Origin of the sequence: Streptomyces sp. NPDC047853, assembly GCF_043204535.1 — a bacterium.
Taxonomy (GTDB): Bacteria; Actinomycetota; Actinomycetes; order Streptomycetales; family Streptomycetaceae; genus Streptomyces.
The window spans coordinates 181,657-196,995 of the sequence record NZ_JBIDCI010000006.1; the positions used below are offsets into that span (position 1 = coordinate 181,657).

The 15,339-nt window shown below is 68.0% G+C and carries 13 protein-coding genes; 8 read left to right on the forward strand and 5 right to left on the reverse strand.

Annotated elements, in window-relative coordinates; translation table 11 throughout:
• The first annotated feature begins 132 nt into the window (after positions 1–132).
• The 3 genes from ACGF5T_RS14370 (at position 133) to ACGF5T_RS14380 (ending at position 5,063) form a co-directional block, all read left to right on the forward strand.
• A complete protein-coding gene (locus tag ACGF5T_RS14370; protein ID WP_356603811.1) occupies positions 133–1,170 on the forward strand; it encodes an SEC-C domain-containing protein in 1,038 nt (345 codons plus the stop codon).
• 79 nt (positions 1,171–1,249) lie between these two features.
• Positions 1,250–1,705, forward strand: coding sequence for an SRPBCC domain-containing protein (locus ACGF5T_RS14375; protein WP_366767252.1), 456 nt, complete (start codon positions 1,250–1,252; stop codon positions 1,703–1,705).
• A 211-nt stretch (positions 1,706–1,916) separates the two neighbouring features.
• Positions 1,917–5,063: a DUF3427 domain-containing protein gene (locus tag ACGF5T_RS14380; protein WP_366767306.1), complete on the forward strand. Its 3,147-nt coding sequence runs from the start codon at positions 1,917–1,919 to the stop codon at positions 5,061–5,063.
• Positions 5,064–5,113: 50 nt separating this feature from the next.
• On the opposite strand, the gene ACGF5T_RS14385 is transcribed toward ACGF5T_RS14380, so the two are convergent.
• Positions 5,114–6,838, reverse strand: coding sequence for a DUF262 domain-containing protein (locus ACGF5T_RS14385; RefSeq protein WP_366767251.1), 1,725 nt, complete (start codon positions 6,836–6,838; stop codon positions 5,114–5,116).
• A 203-nt stretch (positions 6,839–7,041) separates the two neighbouring features.
• Here ACGF5T_RS14385 and ACGF5T_RS14390 point away from each other — a divergent pair, with 203 nt between their 5' ends.
• Positions 7,042–7,704: an HAD family hydrolase gene (locus ACGF5T_RS14390; protein ID WP_366767250.1), complete on the forward strand. Its 663-nt coding sequence runs from the start codon at positions 7,042–7,044 to the stop codon at positions 7,702–7,704.
• Here the strand turns inward: ACGF5T_RS14390 and ACGF5T_RS14395 are convergent.
• Positions 7,685–8,959 carry a transcriptional regulator gene (locus tag ACGF5T_RS14395; RefSeq protein ID WP_366767249.1) on the reverse strand — a complete coding sequence of 425 codons (1,275 nt, stop codon included), beginning with the start codon at positions 8,957–8,959 and terminating at the stop codon, positions 7,685–7,687. The genes ACGF5T_RS14390 and ACGF5T_RS14395 overlap by 20 nt on opposite strands.
• Positions 8,960–9,148: 189 nt before the next feature.
• Between ACGF5T_RS14395 and ACGF5T_RS14400 the strand changes: the two genes are divergently transcribed.
• The 3 genes from ACGF5T_RS14400 (at position 9,149) to ACGF5T_RS14410 (ending at position 12,635) form a co-directional block, all read left to right on the forward strand.
• The gene (locus ACGF5T_RS14400) at positions 9,149–9,685 is read left to right on the forward strand and encodes a hypothetical protein (protein WP_366767248.1); all 537 of its coding nucleotides are present in this window, start codon (positions 9,149–9,151) and stop codon (positions 9,683–9,685) included.
• A complete protein-coding gene (gene tgmC / locus ACGF5T_RS14405) occupies positions 9,682–10,881 on the forward strand; it encodes an ATP-grasp peptide maturase system methyltransferase (protein ID WP_366767247.1) in 1,200 nt (399 codons plus the stop codon). Before ACGF5T_RS14400 ends, tgmC begins: the two co-directional genes overlap by 4 nt.
• A gap of 170 nt (positions 10,882–11,051) precedes the next feature.
• Complete coding sequence (locus tag ACGF5T_RS14410) at positions 11,052–12,635, forward strand: hypothetical protein (RefSeq protein ID WP_366767246.1); 1,584 nt, start codon at positions 11,052–11,054, stop codon at positions 12,633–12,635.
• 38 nt (positions 12,636–12,673) lie between these two features.
• Here ACGF5T_RS14410 and ACGF5T_RS14415 read toward each other — a convergent pair whose 3' ends face one another.
• Positions 12,674–13,492 carry an SAM-dependent methyltransferase gene (locus ACGF5T_RS14415; RefSeq protein WP_356603833.1) on the reverse strand — a complete coding sequence of 273 codons (819 nt, stop codon included), beginning with the start codon at positions 13,490–13,492 and terminating at the stop codon, positions 12,674–12,676.
• A 172-nt stretch (positions 13,493–13,664) separates the two neighbouring features.
• Positions 13,665–14,138, reverse strand: coding sequence for a carboxymuconolactone decarboxylase family protein (locus ACGF5T_RS14420; RefSeq protein ID WP_356603835.1), 474 nt, complete (start codon positions 14,136–14,138; stop codon positions 13,665–13,667).
• A gap of 398 nt (positions 14,139–14,536) precedes the next feature.
• On the opposite strand from ACGF5T_RS14420, the gene ACGF5T_RS14425 reads away from it, so the two are divergent.
• Positions 14,537–14,839, forward strand: a complete 303-nt coding sequence (locus ACGF5T_RS14425) for a hypothetical protein (protein ID WP_356603837.1) — start codon at positions 14,537–14,539, stop codon at positions 14,837–14,839.
• 116 nt (positions 14,840–14,955) lie between these two features.
• Here ACGF5T_RS14425 and ACGF5T_RS14430 read toward each other — a convergent pair whose 3' ends face one another.
• On the reverse strand, positions 14,956–15,315 hold the full coding sequence (locus tag ACGF5T_RS14430) for a VOC family protein (RefSeq protein ID WP_356603839.1): 360 nt from the start codon (positions 15,313–15,315) through the stop codon (positions 14,956–14,958).
• Positions 15,316–15,339: the final 24 nt, after the last annotated feature.

Genomic DNA, 15,339 nt, shown 5'->3' on the forward strand with positions numbered 1-15,339 from the left:
TCCCGGCCATGAGCGGACCCGGACCTGTCACCGGCCCCCCGCGTGGCGCGTCCGCCCGGCCACGATGCCTGCCCGAGCCTCTGGCCTGCGGATACCTCACCTTCGTCACCTCTCGGCAGTACGGTGTCATCCATGCGCCCCGACACGCCCGCCGAAAACGTCGACCACACCGCCGAGGCGGCCCGCCTGGAGCGGACCGCCGGCCTCTACCCCGAGGACGCCGAGGCCCTGCTCCTGCGCGCCGCGGCCCACCTGGAACTGTCCGGCGACCGCCCCGCCGCGACCAAGCTCTACGACCGCCTGCTGGCCTCCGCCTCCGGGCCCTCCGCGCTGGAGAACCCGTCCCTGATCCGTGCCCTCAAGGCCTCGAACCTGTGGGAGTACGACCACGAGGCCGAGGCGAGGGCGATCATCGACGGCGTCCGCACGGCGGCGCCGCGCGACCCCGCCCCCTGGGTGATCGTGGCCGAGGCCCTGGAGGCCCACGACGAGCTGGAGGCGGCCCACGAGACGTTCACGGAGGGCGCCCGCCTGCTCCTGACGGACGTGGCGGAGCCCCCGTACTCGACGCACCCCCTCCTCTACGGCCGCCACCGCGTCCGCCGCATGCTGGGCCTGGCCCACGACGAGTGGGACGCCCTGGCCGACACCCTCCACACCATGCCGGTCTCCCTGGACGAGCTGCACGACCCGAAGCGCGTCTGGTCGCTGGGCTCGGACAACCCGGCGGACCTCCAGGCGGAGATCTCCCGCCTGCGCGCCGAACTCGGCGCCTACCGCGAGGCCCTCTCCCGCCCCTTCCCGGTCGCGATGCTCCACTGGCCGGCGGACGAACTGACGGAACTCGTCGAGGCGTACCCGCCCCTGGCCGCCGAGTACCCGTCCTACGAGGAGCACCTGACGACGATAGAGGCGGCCCTGCGCGAACTGGCCTCGTCCGGCACCCCCAACCTGGGCGTGGTCCGCGGCACCGTCCCGTCCTACGAGGCCTTCGCGGCGTCGGAGGGCGCGGCCCCGTCCGACCCGTCCCTCCTCCCCCAGTACGCGACGACCCTGGCGGCCCGCGGCCGCGCGGTGGCGTGGCCGCCGCAGCGCGGGGCGGCGTGCTGGTGCGGCTCCGGGCAGCCGTACGCCCAGTGCCACGGAGGGGACACCGCCACGGACCGATGAGAACCCGCGCCGACGGACGTCTACCGGAGCACCAGCCCTACGGAACACGCGGGGCGACGACCCGAGGAGACCGGACGACATGAGCACCGAGCAGACCTCCACCCCGGCGAGCGGCTTCACCTACACCCTGACCCGCACCCTGGACGCCCCCGCGGCGCGGGTCTGGCAGGCCTGGACCACCCCCGACCAGTACGCCCAGTGGGCCCACGCCGCCCCCGGCTCCGTCACCATGGACGTCCGGCCGGGCGGCGCCTGGAAGTCCACGATGATCACCCCCGACGGCGCCGAGTTCCCCCTCACCGGCACCTACACCGAGGTCACCGACAACCGCCACCTCGTCACCGGCATGGACATCCCCGGCCGCCCCGACCCGACCCTGATGACCATGACCCTCACGGAAGAGGGCCCCCGCAACACGGTCATCACCCTCACCCAGACCTGCGAGACGGCGGAGGAACGGGACATGGCGGAACAGGGCAGCGGGATGCTGCTGGACGGGTTGGAGGGATTCCTGGGGGACGGGTCGCGGGGCTGAGCAGCGCGAACGCGTACGACGCGGACCGACCGCCGAAGCGCCGAAGCGCCGACTAGAAAGAGCGTGAACACTCGCCGGACAAGTGTTCACGCTCTGCTCATCTGCTGGGCCCCACACCGCGAGCACCCCGGCCCGTCACCGAAGGCGTAGCTGGTTGTCAGTGCCTGCTGTTAGAACTGAACCACGTCGGCATGATGATCGAGGGGGCGTGGTGGGAGAAGCGGGGGTACCGGGGCAACCGGTCGCGGGGGTCTACGAGCAACTCATCACGGACAGTGTGCACGGCGAGCTGGAGCGGCTGGAAGCCGCTGGCTGGAAGGCCGTCGACGCAGAGGTCAGTGCCGAGTCCTCGCCCCATGTGCTGGCTCGGCACATCGGTGACATGGTGACCCGCCGCCTCAGCCAACTCCCGGCCGCCCAGCGGGTTCCCTTCGCAAACCGCATACTCGAGTCCCTGGCCGCAGGTACGAGCGAGCAGAGTGACCCCGAGCCCGTCAGCTCCATCGTCGAGGGACCTCGTCAGTTGCTGGCCTTGGCGGAGCAGGAGGCTCCCGGGGCCTACGCGATCCGTCCGCTCACGCCGCTCTCTGACACGTCCTTGCTCACCAACTCGCCGGAGGACCTCAGCCTCGGCTCGGAGCTGAGGGCCGAGTTGGCCACCGCAGACCGTATCGACCTGCTCTGCGCGTTCGTGAAGTGGTACGGCATCCGGGTACTGGAGGACTCCCTGCGCGCCGCAAAAGAACGCGGGGTGCCGATCCGGGTCATCACCACCACGTACATGGGCGCCACAGACCGCCACGCGCTCGACCGGCTCGTTCGAGAATTCGGCGCCACCGTGAAGGTCAACTACGAGATCCGCTCAACCCGGCTGCACGCCAAGGCTTGGCTCTTCCGTCGCAGGACAGGGTTCGACACCGCGTACATCGGCAGCTCCAACCTCTCCCGTGCGGCGCTGCTCGATGGCCTGGAGTGGAACGTCCGCCTGTCGTCGGTGGCCACCCCTGCGGTACTGGACAAGTTCGAGGCTACCTTCGACGCGTACTGGAACGACGCGGCTTTCGAGACGTACGACCCGGATTCCGACGGTCAGCGCCTCGACGGGGCTCTGGCCCAGGCGAGCGGGACCACGGCGCCCAGCGACGTGAAGATCAACCTCTCCGGCCTTGAGGTGCGTCCGTTCCCTCACCAGCGGGACATGCTGGAGAGGCTCCACATCGAGCGCAGCCTCCGCGGACGGCACCGCAACCTGTTGGTAGCGGCTACCGGTACCGGGAAAACGGTGATGGCCGCGCTCGACTACCGACGCCTGAACCGGGAATCGACGGGCCCTCAGCCGAGGTTGCTGTTCGTGGCCCACCGCAAGGAGATCCTCAGGCAGTCCTTGCGCACCTACCGCGAGGTGCTGGACGACGCCTCGTTCGGTGAGCTGCTGCACGGCGGCGCGGACCCGCGAGAGTGGAACCACGTCTTCGCCAGCGTCCAGTCCCTCAACGTCCAGAGGCTGGAGCAGTTGGCTCCCGACCATTTCGACATCATCGTCATCGACGAGTTCCACCATGCGACGGCCTCCACCTATCGGCGGGTGATAGACCACTTCACGCCGAAGGAGCTGTTGGGCCTCACCGCCACTCCGGAGCGGATGGACGGCCGCAACGTCCAGGACGAGTTCTTCGAGGGGCGTATCGCCGCCGAAATGAGACTCTGGGAGGCACTGGAGAACGACCTGCTGTGCCCCTTCCACTACTTCGGAATCCCTGACGGCACGGATCTGACCGGCCTCCACTGGCAAAAGGGCTCCTATGCGGATCAGGAGCTCGGAAACCTCTTCACGGGCAACGACGCCCGGGCCCGTATCGTCGTCAAGCAGATCCGGGACAAGGTTTCCGACCCGGGCACCATGCGGGCGCTCGGATTCTGCGTCACCAAGGCGCACGCCCACTTCATGGCGGACTTCTTCCGCAAGGCCAACATCCAGGCCGTAGCGCTCGACAGCGACTCGCCTGCCGACGTACGCGCCCGGGCGCTGTCCGAGCTGCGCAGCGGCAAGCTGCAAGTGATCTTTTCAGTGGACCTGTTCAACGAGGGGCTCGACATCCCGGACGTCGACACCCTGCTTCTGTTGCGGCCCACGAACAGCGCGACGGTCTTCCTCCAGCAACTTGGGCGAGGACTGCGGCGAACCCAGACGAAGCCCGTCCTCACTGTCCTCGACTTCATCGGACAGCACCGAGCCGAGTTCCGCTTCGAGGAGCAGTTCCGGGCTCTGACCAACCTGTCCCGGAACCGGCTCGTCGACAACATCGAACGCGACTTTCCGCAGCTGCCGTCCGGTTGTCAGATTCTCCTAGAGGGCAAGGCGAAGGATCTGATCCTCGACAACATCAGGACTCAGCTGGGGGCCACGGTGAAGACGCTGGCGAAGGAGGTCAAGGAATACAGCACCCCACGTCTCGCCGACTACCTCCGGGAAAGCCGCCGAGAGATCAAGGAACTGTACAAGAGTGACAACTCCTGGACGAGCGTCCTCCGCCGAGCAGGACTGCCCACCTGGCCCCCTTCGCCGGGTGAGACGGCACTGCTGAAGCGGGTCCACGCCTTTCTGCACGTCGACGACCCCGAGCGTGCACAGAGCTACTCGCGTCTCCTGGAAGACGATGCCCCACCGTACGAGGCACTCGGAGCGACCGAGCAGGCCTACGCCCGCATGCTGTTCTTCAACCTGTGGGACAACGCCGGCGGTTTCACGAGTTTCCAGGAGGGCCTCGCCGCCCTACGCCCACAGCGAGCGCTTCGGGATGAACTCCGGCAGGTGCTGTCACACGTGATCGAGCAGGCGGACCACTTTCCAATCCCACTGTCCGGCCATTTCAGTCGGGTCCCGCTGAAGGTCCACAGTGCGTACAACCGGTCGGAGATCTTGGCCGCGCTCGGCGTCGCACGTTTCGGTGGACAGATGCCGAGGTCCTTCGCGCAGGGCGTGCAGTGGGTCGAGGAGCTCCAGACGGACGCGCTCCTCGTCACACTCGAGAAGAACGAAAGGGACTTCTCCCCCACCATCCGCTACAAGGACTACGCGGTGAGCCCGACGCTCTTCCACTGGGAGTCCCAGAATGCGACGTCAGCCGACTCGCGCACGGGTCTGCGCTACCAGCAGCACGCGCGTCGCGGCAGCCATGTCCTGCTGTTCATGCGCCGCTACAAGAACACGGACATAGGAAAATCCCAGCCGTGGACGCTCCTCGGTCCGGCGACCTACGTGAAGCACACCGGCAGCAAGCCGATGGCGATCACCTGGCACCTCGCACATCCCCTACCGGCCGACGTGTGGACGTACTCGGCCATCCAGGCTGGCTGACGCAGGCATCCGGACCGGGTAACAACGGTTCAGTGACCCCGGTCCTCCTGTCACTCTTCCTGCAGACTACGGCCTGTAACTCCTTCAATCAGCTGGACGATTGTCTGGAGTCGCTCATCAAGGAAGTCACCGTAGCGGTCATTAGCCAGACCACTCGTCGAGCCGCTCTTGATGGCGTGAGACGAGAGGACTGACTCCAGCTTCTCACTTCCGTAAGCTGCTGCCATCTCGGTCAGATATACACTGGGCGCCTTATCCTTGATGATGCGATTAGTTTCCGCATCAATGAGGGTGCGATTCAACAGAAGCTCAGAGCTTTCCGTTGCACCAGTGCGCGCCAGGAAGGCCTTCGGGAAAATGTGGTGCGAATCTATCTGCACTTCACCAACTCGGTATGGCGTCATGGCTTGGCCCGTATGGAAGTCTTCCGCTCGGGTCGTAGCCAGCAGACACATCAGACCGCAGTACAAGGCCTTGCGTCGTACAGATGCACTGCGAAGAGTGGAAGCACTCAGCGGCAACTCGCTCACTGCCTCAGGGGCGTTCCCCTCCCCGGCAACCACCCATTCTTTCAGGCGAGCATAGTCTGCCCCTGCTTGACTGTTGGCGCCCTGATCGTAGTTCGTGGTGAACACACTGCACCAGAAGAACCGCTGAAGGCGCTCATAGGCGGGAGCCCGATCAATGGGCTCAAGTTTTTGGATGTCACCCCAGATGGCACCCATGGGAATAAGGAGCATGCCATACGGTAGCCACTTTGGCGCCACCAATCCGCAGTCAGACTGCAGCATGTCAATGACTCCGGCAATTCCCTTCACCGCGGACGACCAATGACTGGAAATATCAGCAGCCGTCAACTTCTTGAGCACATCCGACCTCTGGGCGGACCCATGAGCCCTGAGACACACGGCCTGAAGAACGCTGTAAGGATCCACTCTGAAATCAAGCAGAGCCTTATAGTTGCCCTGCGCCTCTAGCCAGAGGTCCCGAAGGTTCACCCCTTGGGGATAATAACGAGCCGTGAGAAGTTCGAACGGACCTAGCGGCTTCCCAGTTCGGTTGAGCGTCTCAAAGATCGTGCAAACTGCCTCTATCGGGGTCGTTTCCGGAAGGGTAAGGACCGGTAGACCATAGGAACGCAAGGGAACGATGTACTTGTCACGCATCCTCCTGTAAAGCGACTTCAGGTACTTCGCACTGTATTCCTCAACTTCACCATTGATGACTTCTACGTAGTCATCTAGCCAGTCATCGAACCTGCCGACATTCGAAACAGGGAAGTGAGACACCCCCAGCAACTCTTGATTCTTTTTGGCCTGCCCCTTGCTTGCCGCAATAGGTACAGATATTACCGCTTCGTCGAAATTGACCTCGTGAAATTCCTTGACATAGTCAGTACACACATCAACGAACTCGTCCACCTTCAGGTAGAAACGTTCGTCCCCGGCTCCAGTTAGGGCCTGATACAAGGCGGTAAGCCGCTGCTGGCCGTCCAGTACGAGTTCCGAAGGCTTCTTATCACCCAATTCGGGTGCCCCTTCGAAGCTGCGACTCGCAAACGTTTCACCGTCCCCTTGCTTCCAAAGAAGCAGGGTTCCGACCGGAAACTCCGAAATTATTGATTGGATCAACTCTTCGGTTCGCGTGGCATCCCATACGAAATCTCGCTGAAAATCTGGAAGTGCAACCTCGCGCCCATGGATTCTAGTAACTAGATTCGAAAGCTGCCGTGGCACCGTCTCGAATATGGGATCCGACTCGTAGGCGCTAGTCATGAGAACCGTCCAGGTGGATTGGATGAGGTCGGGACGTACGTCGCTGAACGATCTTAGACTCGATCTGATCAAACGTCAGGAGGGAGCGGTCGACGCTGTTACAGCATCGAGTCACCGGTTCGGTCAGCGCCTGTGAGGCTCGCGAGCGCCCTCTTGAAACACTTGCCTCGGGCCCGCTCGGAGCACGTCTGTACCCTGCCCCCATGATTCGCGCAGTGGTCTTCGACGTCGGTGAGTGTCTCGTGGACGAGACCCGGGAGTACGGGACATGGGCGGACTGGCTCGGCGTGCCGCGGCACACCTTCCACGCCATGTTCGGCGCCGTGATCGCTCAGGGCCGCGACTACCGCGACGTCTTCCAGGAGTTTCGACCCGGGTTCGACCTCTACGAAGAGCGCGAGAAGAGGGCCGCCGCCGGACAGGCGGAGACCTTCGGCGAGGACGACCTGTACGACGACGTCCGAGCGTGCCTTCGGCGACTTCGCGCTGATGGGTTGTGGCTCGGTATCGCGGGAAACCAGACCGTCCGCGCGGGGCGGATCCTGCGGGACCTCTTCTGCGCAGACGTCGACCTGATCGGCACGTCCGACGACTGGGGCGCCAGTAAGCCCGACCCCGAGTTCTTCAAGCGGGTCGCCGACGCGGCGCCTTTCGACGTCGGCGAGATCCTCTACGTCGGCGATCGCTGCGACAACGACGTCCGGCCGGCCCGCGAAGCGGGACTGCACACCGCACTCGTGCGCCGTGGTCCTTGGGCCACCATCCAGTGGCACAGCGCCGAGGCAGAGGAGTTGCCGACCTTCCGCATCGAGAATCTCGCTGGGCTCAGCGACGCGATCGCCCTCTTCAACGGCTCAGAGCGCTGACGGTCGTCGACCAGTCGTACAGTCGGTCGTCCAGGTCGCGGACGCAGCGCTCATGTTGGTGAGAGGTGAGCGCACGACGGACTTCGCGTACGCGGTCCATGCCCGTCGCGTACCACGTGATGGACAGTTGATCGAGAGCCTTTCCGGCGTATGAGCAGGCTTGCTCAGGGTTTCCGGCCGCGACCTCAACCGCCGCCAAGTCGCCGTATACGACGGTGCGTTGTTTGGCCTCGCTTGGTGTCATGGCCTCAAGGGCCCCCAGCAGCGCCTCGCGGGCCTGAGGGAGGTGGCCCGCGAGCAGGTGGGTGTTGCCCTTGAAGGCCGCGAGCCTGGCCGGGGAGAACCAGTCCATCCACTCGGGTGAGGGGTGCTCGTTACCGTCCTTCAGGACGTCCTCCGCATGGCCGATCAGATGCAAGGCGGTGCGAGTGTCACCGCACCTGGTCTCACACTCGGCCTCGACGGCGCCCAACCAGGCCAGGAACTCGGCCGACGCCGTGGCCCGCCGCGCGTAGGTGCGTGCCGCGATCATTCGGTCCAGGGCTGCGTCTCGGTCTCCGGCCCAACCGGGGATGAAGGCCATGTGCGCGATGATCGCCGACCCAAGCATGGGGTCGTCGGCTTCGCCCGCCGCTTGGAGGGCGAGGAGAAGGGTCTCGTGTGCCATGCTCGGCTCGCGCATGTCGAAGAACTCGATCCGGCCCGCCAGGAGATACGTCTCCGCCAGCGCTGCCGCGATCACAGCGCGTGTGGGACTCGCCGTCTCCGGGAGCAGGGCACAGCCCAGCGTCGCGTGCGCCAGGACGGCAGGGTGCAGTATGGCCGGCGCGACCGACCAGTAGAGCCGACGGTGAGACCTGGTCACCGCCTGGAAGTCGGTTCCCACGGTGGCCGGTTGAAAAGCCGTGCCGCCTCGACTGGGTGTCACCGCCCGCCCCAGGGATGTGGCTCCCCCGACGACCAGCGTGCGACGCACCGGGTCGGGCTTCGGGCCGTTTGATCCCCATGGCGGAGCGAATCCGAGTGCCTCCAAGCTCTGACCCAAAAGGTGCACCAGGACGCGTTGGCAGTCCGGCTGCGGCCACGGAGGATTGTCTGACTCCCAGCGACGGACCTGTCGTACTCCAATGGACAAGCCGCGGATGCCCATGCTCTGAGCGTGTTCCGTAAGGGCGTCGGCCAGGTCCTGCTGTGAATTGAACCCGGCGGCTACGCGTGCGGCCTTGAGACGGATGTTTCCTGTCGGCCTGGACACGGGACCTCCTGCTGACGACTACGCCGAGCTTCCCACATAAGTCCGGTAGAAGGCGGCCTGTCACCCTCAGGCAGCCATAGACATCCTGTCAACGCCCTCTCAGAGGCCCCTAGAAGCCCTAGTTTCGGAGCTGTCCGGTGAGGAGTCTTAGGCGCTGTACCTCACCGTGACGGAGTCCAGGAGGCCCCGGTGTACACACAGGACGCTCTCGATCGAGTCATCTCCGAGTGGCTCGCGCGCAGTGACCCAGATCCGGAACGGGCTCGCCGGGAGTGGGCGACCCAGAGCGTCGCGCTGCTTCCCCTCGGCAAGCGGTTCGCAGCTGTGCGTCTGCCCGCCCGCGTAGTTCACGCCGCTGTCCGGTCTCAGGACAGGAACCGCGTCGCGGTGAGCCTGGGCGAGTTGCTCGGCGGCTCGATCATTCACGACAGCCGAGTGGCAGGCGGAACGTACTACGCCCTGATCCAGGCGCACGCCGCTCTCGTATGGGCGTACGAGGACGTCGCGGTCTGTCTCGGTCACGGCACCTACCTGGGGGTTCCGCGCATCGACCGCCAGCAGCCACCTGGCACGTACTGGGTCGTTCCGCCACGGTACGAAGGCGACCTGTGCGCCCCGCGAGCGATCATCGCCCTGATGCGTGACGGGCGGGCACGACTGAACGCACCCGCGGTCACCGACGCGAGCGCCGACGTTCCGAGCACGGACGGATGTGGCACAGCATGACGATGCCCACCGACCTCGACAACGACGCCGCCGCGCTGCGACCCGCGATGGTGAGGGCCTTCGCTGAAACCGGGACTCGGCTCGCGCCTGCCTGGCAGGCGGTCGCGGAAAGGGTGCCCCGCCACGCCTTCGTACCCGGCTTCTACCTGCCCGCTGGCGCATGCGACGAGCGGGGACTGACGGTGTGGGAACCGGTCACCCCCGACCTCGACTACGGGCGCTGGCTGGCGACCTCGTACTCGGACACCACGCTGATCACGCAGATCGACGGCGAGAAGACCGACTGGAAGCACCCCACCGTCCGGCATGGAGGAACTCCCACCTCCTCGTCCACGCCGCCATCCCTGGCCCTACGTATGTGGTCGGACGCGGACGTCGCTGAGGGACACACGGTCCTGGAGATCGGGACGGGGGCCGGGTACGCGACGGCGCTCGCCTGTGAACGGCTGGGGTCGTCCCACGTGACCAGCGTCGAAGTCGACCCCGACCGGTTGGAGACGGCGGCCGACGCGCTGTACGGCTGTGGGTACATGCCGACTCTGGCACGGGCGGACGGGCTGTACGGGTACTGGCCCGAGGCCTGGTTCGACCGGGTCGTGGCCACCTGCTCCGTCCGCGCCGTACCTCCCGCCCTACTGAGGCAGACGCGGCCAGGCGGAAAGATCTTGCTCCCCTTGTCGGGGTGGCTGTACGGCAGTGCCCGCGTCCTTCTCACCGTCGCCGCGGACGGCACCGCCGAGGGTCCCCTGTTGCCAGGCACCATCTCCTTCATGGCCGCGCGGACACACGCGGCACCGGCGTACGGAAATCCGGCTGACTGGACCGCGGGTCTACCCGAGGCGCCCCGGTCGGCGCGGCACGCCCCGGAGCGGCTTACGGCTGCGACCGAAGAGGCTTTTCATCTGCGGTTTCTCACTCAAAGCGCGGTGCCGGACGCTCAGCTGGTCACCATCGACGGGATCCTGCATCTGGTCGACGTCGTCTCCGGCTCCTCTGCCGCGCTCACGATGGACGGTGACACATGGGAAGTGCGGGAGGGCGGACCGCTGCGGTTGTGGGAGCGGATCGAGCAGGTCGTCGACGCTTTCGACGCCGCGGGCCGTCCCGAGCCGGAAGCCTTCACCCTACGAGTGGACGGCAAGGGCCAGCAGTTGTTGCACCCCGGCATGCCTCCACTCTCGTTGATCGCGTCGTGAGGGCTGTCCAGAGGAGGGAGGAAACCCCGTAGCACGGATGGGCGGACCGGCCCGGCTCCCTTTCGACGCGTGCCGTGGTGTCCGCGCTGAGTTTCTCCGCCGTACCCCTCCTGTTGGCCACGCCCGGCTACCTTCGCCTCGCCCGGCTAGGCCCAGGAGAGGCGTGTCCCATGAGCACCCCGGTCCACCGCACCCCGACACGGCCGTCCGCAGCCGTCCTGGTCTCGGCTCGGCAGCGGCAGGAGCGGAGCCGGGCCGGGGGGACGTCCGCGACCTCGGCCGAGCATGCCCTGCTGGAGTTGCAGGCCGGCGTCGGCAACCGGGCCGCGACGGTGGCGGTGCAGCGGGCCAGGGGCGCGGCGGCGGGTGGGAAGGCGTCGGAGAGCGGGGACGCGGCCGCTCGGGCGAAGAGGAACTACCGGGACGTCATCGCCGGGTACCTCGACCGGTTCAAGAAGAATCTCGAGCCCATCGACACGTTCATCAAGGGCGTCCAGGTGCCCACCAACGCGGGTTTCACCCAGCAGGCCGCCGCCACGGTCAACGACGGGCTGAAGCACTCCGCCGCCGCCTCGGGGACCTCCGCCGCGTCGGGCAACTTCCTCACCGAGGCCGCCGGGACCGTGGTCAGCGGTATGGACGCGGTCAAGTCGAGGAAGGAGGCCAAGGGGCACGAGCCGGGGGCCGACCAGCACAGGACCGACCGGAGGTCCAGGGTGAAGGGCGCCGACGCGGTCGTCGGCGCCGCCAGTTCGGGAAGCTACGTCGTCGCGGGCGCCAAGGAGGCGACCAAGCTCCACAGGGCCGCGGGGGCCGCGCTGGCGTCCGAGGCGAGCGGTGTCGCCAGCGGGGTCGTCGGCCTGGTGAAGGGCGCCCGTGCGGCGGTCCGCGTCGGGAGGACGTCCGGCAAGTACAAGGACCTGAAGAACCTCGGGGACCCGAACCTGGTCCACGAGGCGTCGCTGGCCCGGCTGGACGAGGAGCGGCAGGCGGCCAACTGGGCCGCGGCCAGGGCGTACGTAGCGCTGGACGCGTACTGGGACCAGGGTCGCGAGGACGGGCTCGACGGTGTCTCCGAGGCGCTCGACGTGGCCTCGGAGGCGATGGACGGGGCCCGGGAGGCCGCCCAGAGGCTTCAGCACGCCGAGGAGGACGTGGAGACCCTGCACACGGTGCACGGGTACGCGACCAGGAAGCAGCGCTACAAGATGGGCAAGGACGCGGTGACCGCGGTGGCCGAGCCCACCAAGGCCGCGGCCGGCATCGTGACGGCGGTCGCCGCCACGGCGGGAGGGGCCGGACTGGCGAGCAACCCGGTCGGCTGGGGCCTCGCCGCCGCCGGGGCCGGCCTCCTCCTCGGCGTCACCGCCTACAAGGCCGGCCGCGCGGGCACGAAGCGCTACGAAGAGGCCCGCCATCCCGACCGCTGGACTCCGCAGGGCGAGGACCCCGCGGAGGCCGCGTCCCGCACCGACTCGCTGAAACACGCCCTGAAGTTCTGGAAGAAGGTGTCCAAGGGCGAGCGGCAGGCCATGGCGCGCAGGATCTACGACCTGGCGGCGGGCCCCGCCGTCCCCGGGGGCCACGCCACCACGGCCGAGATGCGGGAGTCCGCCAGGGCCCTCCTCGTCGCGCTGAAGGCGGGCCCCGCCCACCACAAGCTGGAGCCGGAGGCGTGGGCGGAGAGCCTCGACGACCCGGCGAAGAAGGCCTCCTGGATCGCGGAGATCGCGGAGCAGCTGGCCTCGGGGTGACGGGATGACGGGGTGACGGGGAGGCGCGGCGCACCGCGTCAGGGCTTGCGCGCCACCCCGCAGTACGCGTCGACGGCGACCGCCTCCGGGGTGTCCGGGTCCGGGCGCCACTCCGTGACCCGTACGACGCCCGGGGCGAGCAGGTCGAGGCCCTCGAAGAAGGCGGCGATGTCCTCGACGTCCCGGACGTGGTAGGGCGTCGCGCCGCTGGCGTTGTACGCGGCGGAGGCGGCGATCATGCCCTCGCTCGTCGCGGTGCTGTCGCTGATGACGAGGTGGCTGCCCGACGGGAGGCCGGCCACCAGGTGGCGGACCAGGTCGCGTGCCTGGTCGTGGTCGGCGACATGGCCGAGGGTGTTGAGGATGATCAGGGCGATCGGCCGGGAGAAGTCGAGGGTGCCGGCGGCGGCCTCCAGGACGCTGTCGGGGTCGTAGAGGTCGGCGTCCAGGTAGGCGGTCCTGCCCTCGGGGGTGCTGGTGAGCAGCGCGCCCGCGTGGGCCAGCACGATCGGGTCGTTGTCGACGTACACGATCCGGGCGTCCGGGGCCACGCGCTGGGCCACCTCGTGGGTGTTGTCGGCGGTGGGCAGGCCGGTGCCGATGTCCAGGAACTGGCGGATGCCGTGCTCCGCGACCAGGTGCCGGACGGCGCGGCCCAGGAAGAGCCGGCTGGTGAGGGCCACGTCGACGAGGCCGGGGAAGATCTCCTTGATCTGGTCCCCGATCTCGCGGTCGACCTCGTAGTGGTCCTTGCCGCCGACGAAGTAGTTCCAGAAACGGGCCGAGTGCGGTGTGGCGGTGTCGATCCTGGCCCGTATCTCCGCGGTGGCCGCGAGGTCGGAGTGGGTGTCCGGCACGGCAGGGTCTCCTCGGGGTCGACGTGTGTGATCCGGACACCAACCTAGCGCCGCCGAGGTCGGGATGGTGGGAGATGGGTGACGCCGACGCCCGCGTGGGGGTGGGCAGTTGGGGTAGCTGACGGCTCGTTCGGGCGTCGACCGCCGATGGGTGGGGGGCGCCGGCCGAGTGTCAGCCGAACATGCCCGGCTGGTAGTCGCCCGCGGGCTGCCGGGTGATGGCGTTCACGCGGTTGTACACGTTGATGAGGGCGATCAGCCCGACCAGCGCGGCCAGCTGGTCCTCGTCGTGGTGTGCGGCCGCGTTCGCCCAGGCCTCGTCGGTGACGCCGCCCGCGGCGTCGGCGAGGCGGGTGCCCTGCTCGGTCAGTTCCAGGGCGGCACGCTCGGCGTCGGTGAACACCTTCGCCTCCCGCCAGGCCGCGATCAGGTGGAGGCGCGCCGCGGTCTCACCCGCCTCCACGGCGTCCTTCGTGTGCATGTCGAGGCAGAGGCCGCAGCCGTTGATCTGGCTGGCGCGGATCTTCACCAGTTCCTGGGTCGCGGCCGGCAGCGTCGAGTCCGTCAGGATCTTGCCGGCCGAGTTGATGTGGCGCAGGAACTTGCCCGCGATCGGGTTGGCGAAGATGTCGAGACGAGCGTTCATGGTGCATCCGTTCCTTCGGCGTGGGGGCCTGGGCGTGGGGGCGTAGGAGGCGGGGGTCTGTTGTCGGCGTGGGCCGGGGTGCGTGTGTCGGGTGGGCGTGCGCTGCGTGCCGGAGGCCGTCGGCCGTCGCCGCGCGGGGGCGTACACCGCTACAACGAGGTACGGGCGCGGACGTGACAGGGCGGATACGGGCCGCGGACGTGTCTCAGCCGTTCGGCGCGGGTCGGCCGGCAGCCGGGTGGGAGCCGTCGTCGTCCCGGACACACCCCGGCGTGTGCGCCGTGCCCGCTCCCCCGGCGCGAGCGCCGCCCTCGTCGAGGATTAGCCTCGGTGCCGGTACTCGGCGCGGCAGCAAGCCCCGGTACTCGGGGCGGCAGCGACAGGAGCAGGAGGCAGACATGGCGAAGGTACCCAGCGCGGTGGTCGCCGCGAGCGGACTCGTCGGCGGGTACGGCGTGGCCCGCTGGACGAAGAAGCGGCAGCTCGGCGGGGCCGTGCTCGCCGTCGCCGGAGCGGCCGCGGCACAGCAGTGGCGGGAGCGGGCCGGCGGGCGGGCGGCCGGGGCGCTGACGGCCGCGTACGTGGCCGGTTTCGCCGGGTCCCACCCGCTGGCCAAGAAGGTGGGCGCGTGGCCCGCCGTCCTCGGTGTGGCCGGCGCCGTGGCGCTGGCCTCCTGGGCGGTCGCCGACCGGCGGGACTGAGGCCGACCGGCGGGACTGAGGCCGGGAAGCGGGACTGAGGGCCGGGAGCGGGACTGAGGGCCGGGAAGCGCGACTGAGGCCGGGAAGCCGGGACTGGGACCGGGAGGCCCTCGGAGCTACGGCAGGTGGGTGAGGACGTTCACCACCCGCCCGTCGGGGGCCCGGACGAAGAAGCGCCGTACGCCCCACTCCTCGTCCCGCGGCTCCCGTACGATCTCGGCGCCCGAGGCGAGCACCTGGGCGTGGACCGCGTCGACGTCCTCGACCTCCACGCTCAGGTCGGGGACGACGGGCGCGGTGCGCTCCTCGGTGAAGAAGCTGATCTGGGCGGTGGGGTTGGCCGGGGAGGCCAGGGTCGTCACCCAGCCCATGCTCATGACCTCCTCGAAGCCCAGCAGGCCGTAGAAGTCGCGGCTCGCCGTGAGCTGCTCCTCGGACTCGACCTGGTGGTTGGGGACGATGCGGCGGACGGTCATCGGGCGGCTCCTGAAGGTCGGTGG